A 7,585-nucleotide genomic window follows, 5' to 3' on the forward strand; every position below is an offset into this window, starting at 1 on the left:
GACGCGCCCTGGGCCAGCCTTCGTCTCGACGTCGCCGTGCTCAGCGCCATCCTCATCATCGCCACCGCCCTGTCCGCCCGCTTCTTCCGCTGGCAATAACCAACTCCCGGGGCCCCGTCCGACAACGCCACCGAGGCGCCGTTGGGGGGTGGGTGGCCCCTAGTGTTCTGCGCCGGGAGTCCTTGCTGTAAGTCCTAGGATGGGTGGGTGGCGAGGACGGGGCGGCCGAAGGCCGAGTTGGTGTTGACCGGGGACGAGCGCGAGCAGCTGCTGCGGTGGTCGCGGCGGGCGAAGGCGGCCCAGTCGGTAGCGTTGCGGTCGAGGATCGTGCTGGCGTGCGCAGCCGGGGCGGACAACACGACTGTTGCCGCCGGGCTGGGGTGCACGCCGGCGACGGTGGGCAAGTGGCGGTCGCGGTTCGTCGCGAAGCGGCTGGACGGCCTGGTCGACGAGCCGCGCCCGGGCGGGCCGCGCAGTATCAGCGACGAGCAGGTCGAGGCGGTCATCGTCGCGACGCTGGAGCGCACCCCGAAGGACGCCACGCACTGGTCGCGGGCCTCGATGGCCGCCGAGACCGGGTTGTCGCGTTCCACGATCGGAAGGATCTGGCGGGCGTTCAGCCTCAAGCCGCACCTGGTCGACACCGTCGAGCTGAGCACCGACCCGCTGTTCATCGAGAAGGTCCGCGACGTCGTCGGGCTCTACCTGGACCCGCCGGAACGGGCGCTGGTGCTGTGCGTGGACGAGAAGACCGGGATCCAGGCCCTGGACCGGTCCTGTCCCGTGCTGCCGATGATGCCGGGCCTGCCCGAGCGCCGAACCCACGACGACGCACGCTCCGGCGTGACGACCTTGTTCGCCGCGCTGGACGTGTCCAGCGGGCAGGTCATCGGCTCGCTGCACCGCGGCCACCGGGCGGTGGAGTTCACGAAGTTCCTGACCAAGATCGACGCGCAGGTGCCCGCCGAACTCGACGTCCATCTGATCTGCGACAACCTGTCCACCCACAAGACCCCGGCCGTCACCAGCTGGCTGGCCACGCACCCCCGCTTCCACCTGCACTTCACCCCCAGCTCCTCCTGGCTCAATCAGGTCGAGCGCTGGTTCGGGCTGCTCACCGACCAGCAGCTGCGCCGCGGCACCCACAGGTCCCTGCAGGCGCTGGAGAAAGACATCCGGGCCTGGATCGACACCTGGAACGACAACCCACGCCCGTTCGTCTGGACCAAGACCGCCGACGAGATCCTCGAACGGCTAAACCCATATCTTCAACGGATTCCCGGCGCAGGACACTAGCTGCCTCGTGTGCCGCGTGCAGACCAAGGTCGGAGTGGCGGAGTTGGTGCAGGGTGGCCCCACCGGGGTGGTGGTACGGACCTGGCGGCGTTGTCGCCGCTGCGCAACGGGCAAGTGGTCGCCGTCGGCGTCCTCGGGCCTAGGCCTGGTCAAGCTAAGGTTCAACTGCCGGTGATCCAGCTGGTGCCGTCCGGTGAGACGGTGGCGGTGACGAAGTAGGTGGTGCCGTTGGTGTCGATGGTGCGGCACAGGAACTGGCGGGGGGCGTCGAGGGGGACGCAGGTCACGTCCACGAGCGCGCCAGCCGCGCCTCCGGTCGATGCGTTGGTCTTGTCCTTGATGCTCTGCGCCAAGGTGGCGGGGTCGTTGAAGCCGGTGCCGTCGGTGTTCGGGGTTGTCCCACGAAGACCGGCGGCGACGGCGAGGGCCACGAGTGTGACCACCAGGATCAGGGCGGCGAAGGCTGCGACGATCCACACTCCGACGTGCCGGTGCTTCGGCGGCGAGGTGACGGACACGTACGGCGACACGGTCTCGAACGGCGACGCCACTTCGGAACCACCTGGGTGAGCAGCCGGAGCTCCTTGGCCGGTTGATCCTGCGGGGTCTGGTCCTGACGGAGTCCCCGGACAGGGATCGGGGACTCCGGCGGGTGTGTGCTCCGGTTGCCACGCCTGACCGTCCCAGGCCCACCATTGGTGGCCGTCCCAACGCCGGTAAGGGTTCTCCTCTGGTGCGAACGTGCTCATCGGGTGCCCCCAGGGGGTCGATGACGCCCTCGCTCTCGTCGTCTCGAAGCAAAGGCTCCTCGCTTTGAGGACTGGTCTACCGACGACACGCTGGGGGTCGGTAGGGGACATGGTCCTGGCGGGCACGCTCGGGCCTTGAGCCTCTTCGACGCCGCCGGTTGCGTGCCTAGCGTGGTGAGTGACGGATCGGTTCATCTGGCCCTCCGGGTCGGGTCCATTGGTCCGCCGCGTTGGGGGTGGTGGCGATGCAGGCCCAGGGCCCTGTCACCTCGAAGGCTGATCCGCCCGCACCTATGGCGATCTGCTGTTGGGCGACTCTGCCTTGGGTCCTGCTGGCGGTCATCACGTTGTTACTCGTCGCGGCCTGTACCAGTGGCCCGTCCCCATCTCCGTCTGCGTCAGGTACCCAGTCATCGGGGTCTGCATCGCCGTCCGGGCTGGATCTCACGGCCGGGCTCAGTGTCCCGCTGTCGATCGTCGAGGTCAGGCATGCGAACCTCGACGACTACGCGGTCAGCGCGCTCGTAGTCACGAAGACCGGCCAGGCGTGGGCCGCGGCGGACGAACGGACCGGCGATCAGCGCCGTGGCCTGTGGCACGGAACGGTCGGGAGTGCGGGCACCTGGTATCCGTTCCCGGCCGCATCCGACACCGCTTGGCCAATTGAAGGTAGCCAACTGACGGTGGCACCAGACGGGCAGCCGTGGATCTCCGTGGCGGGGTCGCTGCTGACCCAGCAGGGCGGGGCCTGGCGCAGCGTCGAGTGGCCCAACGGCTGGACCGTGACCACCATCAACAGCCCGATGGTCGGTCCCGACGGAGTGATCTGGGCGCAACTGGACTCACAAGACCCATGGGGATGGGCACCGGGGAGCCTGCTGCGCTACAACGGCACCGTCACCCGCGTGCCCGGGCCGTCCTGCTGGTCGCCGACGCTGGTGATGGCCGCCGACGGGACGGTGTGGACCGGCGGCCTCGACGACTCGATCTTCGACCTGGCCGCCCGGTGCCAGCAACGCTTCGACGGGGCGACCTGGACGACGGCGCGACCGCTTGGCGGCACCAAGGACGCCCGCCCCCTGCTCGTCACCGCCGACCCCCAGGGCCCGGTGTGGGCCTGGCTGGTCGACGTCGAGCAGGTCAGTGCGCACCTCGGCGCGTCCCAGAGCAGCGCGCAGTCGCTGGCCCGGTTCGACGGCACGGCCTGGACCACCTTCACCACCGGGCTGCCGCCCGGAGCCCCGACGTCGATGGTCGCCAGGAACGGAATCCTCTGGGTGGTGATGCACCAAGCCCCCTGGGAGGCCCCGACCGCCGATGCTCCTGCCCTGTACCGCTTCGACGGAACCAGCTGGTCCAAGGTCCCCGCAGCGGCCAACGTCATCCCCGAGAGCGTCCTGGCCGCCGACCCGGACGACTCGGTGTGGATCACCACCGCCGACGGGGTCCTGCACCACGTCCCACCCGGCCTTCCCTGGTGACCGCTCCAAGGCCGCGTCCCGACCCGGTGGAGGCCGCCGCGGCTCAGCGGGACGGCAGCCAGATCACCTGGGCGATCTTCAGCTCGCCGTGGTTCTCCTTCAGGTTGAACAGCAGCACGCCGCGGCTGTCGGTGCTGCCGGTCACCAGGGCTGCCACCGCGACCTGGGTGTCGTTCGATACGGCCGGGCGGTCGCGTGGGTCGATGCGGAACCTGACGTTGAAGTCGGCTTGGATCAGGCTCTCCAGCTGCTGGCCGGTGAAGGGGCCGAGCTACCGTGCGGCCCGCTCGACTGCCACGACCAGTTCCCGGTGGTCGTCTGCTCCAGCGCCGCCAAGTCACGCGCATTCATCGCGTCTAACCACGCCGTGGTCACCCCGGTGGCTGCCTGCTGACTGGGCGTTTGGTGATGGTCGACGTACAGCCAGCCACCCAGCCCAGCCAGCCCCAGCAGCGCCGCCACCAAAGCCACCACTAGCCCCGCGCTGTGAGCCCACCGCTGCACCCGGCTGGGCGGCTGATCGGCCGCACGCCCTGCTCGAGGACGTCCGGGGCGACCCGAGCGAACACAGCCGCCTTCTCCTGATCACTCAGACTCACCGTCCCCGACCTCCTCACCGGGCCAGCGCGGCCACCGTCGTTCGCTCCGGATCAGCGTCGCGCCGATCAACCCGTGAGCAGCAGAGGACAACGGCCCTTCGGACCTCCGTACACCCCAGCTGTCGTTGCCCCGATCAAGAAGCGCCGGTGCAGGGCGCATCCCGTGGTGCTCGATCCGGCAGCACTAGGTAAGCGCCGTGGTGCTGATGGAGGCGTGTCATAGGGCGTCCGGCTGATCGTTGCGGAGCCCGATGCTCTCGGGGGTCCTGCTGCTACTGCGCGGGCTTCGTGTTCAGTTCGAACCCGGCGGCGGCCAGCGTGTCGGTGATGAGGGCCGCACCCTTGGCCAGGCAGTGAACCCCGTCGTCAGCGATGTAGCCTTGCGCCCGCGGATCCTGGGTGGTGTCCGAGTCCGTTGAGTGCGTCCTCAGCCGACGCGAACGTCGCCCTGTTGGCTTGGGCTGCCGCCTTGATGGCGCCGTTCATGGCAGCGAAGCCCGCGGTGCACTCCTTCTGGATCCCGCCGGCCTGCCAGTCGCTGATCACTGGGTTGTACCGATCCAGCGCCCGCAGGATCGTGGGGGCGCCTTGACGCAGGTTCCAGATCTCGGCGTACAGCGAGCCGAGGTCGGCCTGGTAGGTCGCCCAGTCGGCGACGGTGTACGTCTTGGGAGGTTGTTGGTCCGGCTGCGTGGTCGGGACGACGCACTTCTCGAAGTCGGATCCAGTTCCTCCCCCCGGAGTCGGGCCGATCGAGCCCACCACGATGATCTCCGCGTTGGCGACCTTGCTCGGGTCGCCCTTCACCTGGGCCAGGGCCTGGTCCAACGACAGGCCACCGATGGCCCAGTCGGTGACCCGCACCGGCCGCCCCAACGCCTTCTGCGCGCGTTGTGCGTAGATGTTGGCGACCTGCCAGCCGCTGGAGTCACTAATGAACACTAGATCCACCGGCTCGCCGGACAGCGAGGGACTGCTGGACGGCCCGGCGCCGGACCCCGACGTGCCGGCTGAGCCACCACACGCGGCCACCAGCACGGCGACCGCGAACAACGGCACCGACCACCGCAGGAACAACCGCCGTCGGCTCGATTCAGGAACGGACGGCTTCATCGCGGTCACGACCCTCAACTCCCCCCGCCGAGGAGATGCCCAGGCCCTGCCGCCCTGGGCGGCTGCTCGCAGCCTCACGTGCAAGCCCAGCCCGCGACAGAGGCCAACGTCGCCACCACACAGCCCGGTGGCCGGCGGCGCCCCGACCGCGCTGATGTGATGCCGTTCCAATGCGCGTCGACCCGGCATTAGGTCGCCGGCTCGCCTGTAGCCCGGCGTCGTCAGGCGTACCGTCGAACCATGACTGGCACCGACCTCGCCGCTCTTCGCCGACTCGCAGAGGATGGCAACGTGGAGGCCGCCGATCGGCTGGCAGTCCTGGCCGCCGAGCGCGGTGACGTCGACGAGTTGAGCACCTCATTGACGTGGGGAACGACGAGGCGGCCGATCGGCTCGCCGAGTCGGCCGCCGGACGCGGCGACGTTGACACGCTGGACTACCTGATCGACGCGGACAACGAGGTGGCTGCGGACCGCCTTGCGGAGGTGGCTGCCGCACATGGCGATGTTGACGCGCTCAACCGCCTCGTCGACGAAGGCAACGAGCTAGCCGCAACACTGCTGAGCCGGATCATCAGCGAAACCGAGTAACTGGGCCGCCGAGGCTCCGCCTTCAGGGTCGCCCCGACGTGCCCTTGAAGGGCACGTGACGTGGAGCGCGAGAGCCAGCAGTGAGTGCGCTGCAATCAAGCGGGTTCGGCGTGTGGCGCAGATCGATTCACGTCGTGTTCTGCACGGTCTGGTTGAGTTCGTAGGCGAGGTCGCCCCGGACGTCGCTGTCCGGTCCTCCGGTGACGGGGACGAGCACCGAGACCGCTGTCGAGGTCTTGGGCCAGACCAGCAGGATCGAGGTGTACTGGTTGTAGTTGCCGGCGTGGCCCCACATCGGGTCGCCGTTGTCATCACCGATCATGGTTCCGAACCCGTACGGGCCGGCCGTTTCGTCTCCGCCCTTCGGGTTCGGCGTGGTCATGATCGTCACCAGGCTGTTGTCGATGACATGTCCGCCGTAGAGCAGGTAGCCCCAGCGCGCCAGGCTGGGTGCGTCGGCGGCCATGTCGGCGCCGGCGCAGGCGCTGGTCGCTGCCGCGATCGATGGCAGGTAGCCACTCGTGGCGTCGGCGACGGGGTAGGTGGTGTCGTCGACCGGCATTGCCAGCGGCGGCTGCGGCGCCTCGGGCTTCTCGCCGGCTTGGGTCCAGATCCGGTCCAGCCCGGCCGGGGTGAGCAAGTCCGTGCGGAGGACGCTCGCGAGCGGCTGGCCGGTGACCTTCTCGATCACCATGCCCAGCACGTGGTAGTTGAGCCCGTTGTACGCGGCTGGCCCACCCAGGCTGCCCACGCGGGGTGTATTGGGCTCAACAAGGTCGAGGAGGTCGGCGCAGGTCCACACCTTCGTCAGGTCAGCGGCCACCTTGGGGCGGATGACCGTCTCCTCTGAGGGTGCGGGGAAAGCGGCGGTCATGGTCGCCAGCTGCCGGATGGTCGCTCCCTTCGAGTCGAACGGCAGGGTCACGTAGTCAGTGACCGGGGCGTCGAGCTTGATCTTCCCCTCCTGGGACAGCAGCAGGATCTCCGCTGCGACGAACGTCTTCGTGGTGCTGGCGATCGCCAGCGCCGAGTCCGCACGGATGGTCTTGCCCGCGCCGTCGACGCCGACAGCACCCGCCCAGCTGCCCTTCGGCGTCTCTACAGCAGCCGAGAGCCCGACGAGGTGCTTCTCCGCGATGTAGCTGGCCAGCTGCGCCTGCAACTGGTCCGCCGTCGACTTCGGCAGGGCCGCGTTCACCGGCTCCGGCCACGACGGGCTGGACGTCGGGTGAGCCGTCGACGAACTCGTCGCGGGGACCGAAGCCCCGGTGGTCGAGCCACCACAGCCGCCCAGCGCCATCATCACTGCCATCGCTGCTCCAAGTCCTGAGATGCCCAGCAAGCGGTGACGTGACGTCGTCATGACCCTCACCTCGCTACCAACCTGGTCCGGACCACCCCAACCCCGACAGAGGAAGAAGGCCCCAGATCGTTCAGCCGAAAACTGAGCTCGCCTCCGCGTCGATGCAGAGGCCCCCAGGGCACCGTGAACCGAGCCGCACCGCCGTGCCGATCCAGTGCGGTGCGGACGCACCCGTCTGGCACACGTTGACTGGAGCCTGACCAGGTTCTTCGGGCAGGGGGCGGTGTGGTGGGGTCAGGCATCAGTTCAGTGACCAAGCCATGGTGCCTGTTCTCCTAACACGGCTCCAGCGAAGTCGCGTGCCGCGAGTGCCACCGGCGGCCGCTTCGCGGCCACCATCGTGTTGGTGCCCATGATGCGGCGCATCCGCGCGTCCGGCTGGACGACCACGACA

Annotated in this window: 7 protein-coding genes; 4 read left to right on the forward strand and 3 right to left on the reverse strand. The window is 68.9% G+C overall.

The features are described from left to right. Positions 1 to 207 precede the first annotated feature (207 nt). The gene (locus tag VIM19_03680; protein ID HEY5184007.1) at positions 208 to 1,296 is read left to right on the forward strand and encodes an IS630 family transposase; all 1,089 of its coding nucleotides are present in this window, start codon (positions 208 to 210) and stop codon (positions 1,294 to 1,296) included. 161 nt (positions 1,297 to 1,457) lie between these two features. On the opposite strand, the gene VIM19_03685 is transcribed toward VIM19_03680, so the two are convergent. Next, a complete protein-coding gene (locus tag VIM19_03685) occupies positions 1,458 to 1,847 on the reverse strand; it encodes a hypothetical protein (protein HEY5184008.1) in 390 nt (129 codons plus the stop codon). A gap of 881 nt (positions 1,848 to 2,728) precedes the next feature. Between VIM19_03685 and VIM19_03690 the strand changes: the two genes are divergently transcribed. After that, positions 2,729 to 3,526 (forward strand): hypothetical protein, encoded by a 798-nt coding sequence (locus VIM19_03690; GenBank protein HEY5184009.1) that lies wholly within the window; start codon positions 2,729 to 2,731, stop codon positions 3,524 to 3,526. A 229-nt stretch (positions 3,527 to 3,755) separates the two neighbouring features. Beyond that, positions 3,756 to 3,920 carry a hypothetical protein gene (locus tag VIM19_03695; GenBank protein ID HEY5184010.1) on the forward strand — a complete coding sequence of 55 codons (165 nt, stop codon included), beginning with the start codon at positions 3,756 to 3,758 and terminating at the stop codon, positions 3,918 to 3,920. Between the two features lie 571 nt (positions 3,921 to 4,491). Here the strand turns inward: VIM19_03695 and VIM19_03700 are convergent. Next, entirely contained in the window at positions 4,492 to 5,247 is a 756-nt protein-coding gene (locus tag VIM19_03700; protein HEY5184011.1) for a hypothetical protein, read from the reverse strand. A gap of 356 nt (positions 5,248 to 5,603) precedes the next feature. On the opposite strand from VIM19_03700, the gene VIM19_03705 reads away from it, so the two are divergent. Beyond that, positions 5,604 to 5,828, forward strand: coding sequence for a hypothetical protein (locus tag VIM19_03705; GenBank protein HEY5184012.1), 225 nt, complete (start codon positions 5,604 to 5,606; stop codon positions 5,826 to 5,828). A gap of 127 nt (positions 5,829 to 5,955) precedes the next feature. Here VIM19_03705 and VIM19_03710 read toward each other — a convergent pair whose 3' ends face one another. Continuing rightward, complete coding sequence (locus VIM19_03710; GenBank protein ID HEY5184013.1) at positions 5,956 to 7,140, reverse strand: serine hydrolase domain-containing protein; 1,185 nt, start codon at positions 7,138 to 7,140, stop codon at positions 5,956 to 5,958. Positions 7,141 to 7,585 lie beyond the last annotated feature (445 nt).

It is taken from the genome of Actinomycetes bacterium, assembly GCA_036510875.1.
Lineage (GTDB): Bacteria > Actinomycetota > Actinomycetes > Prado026 > Prado026 > DATCDE01.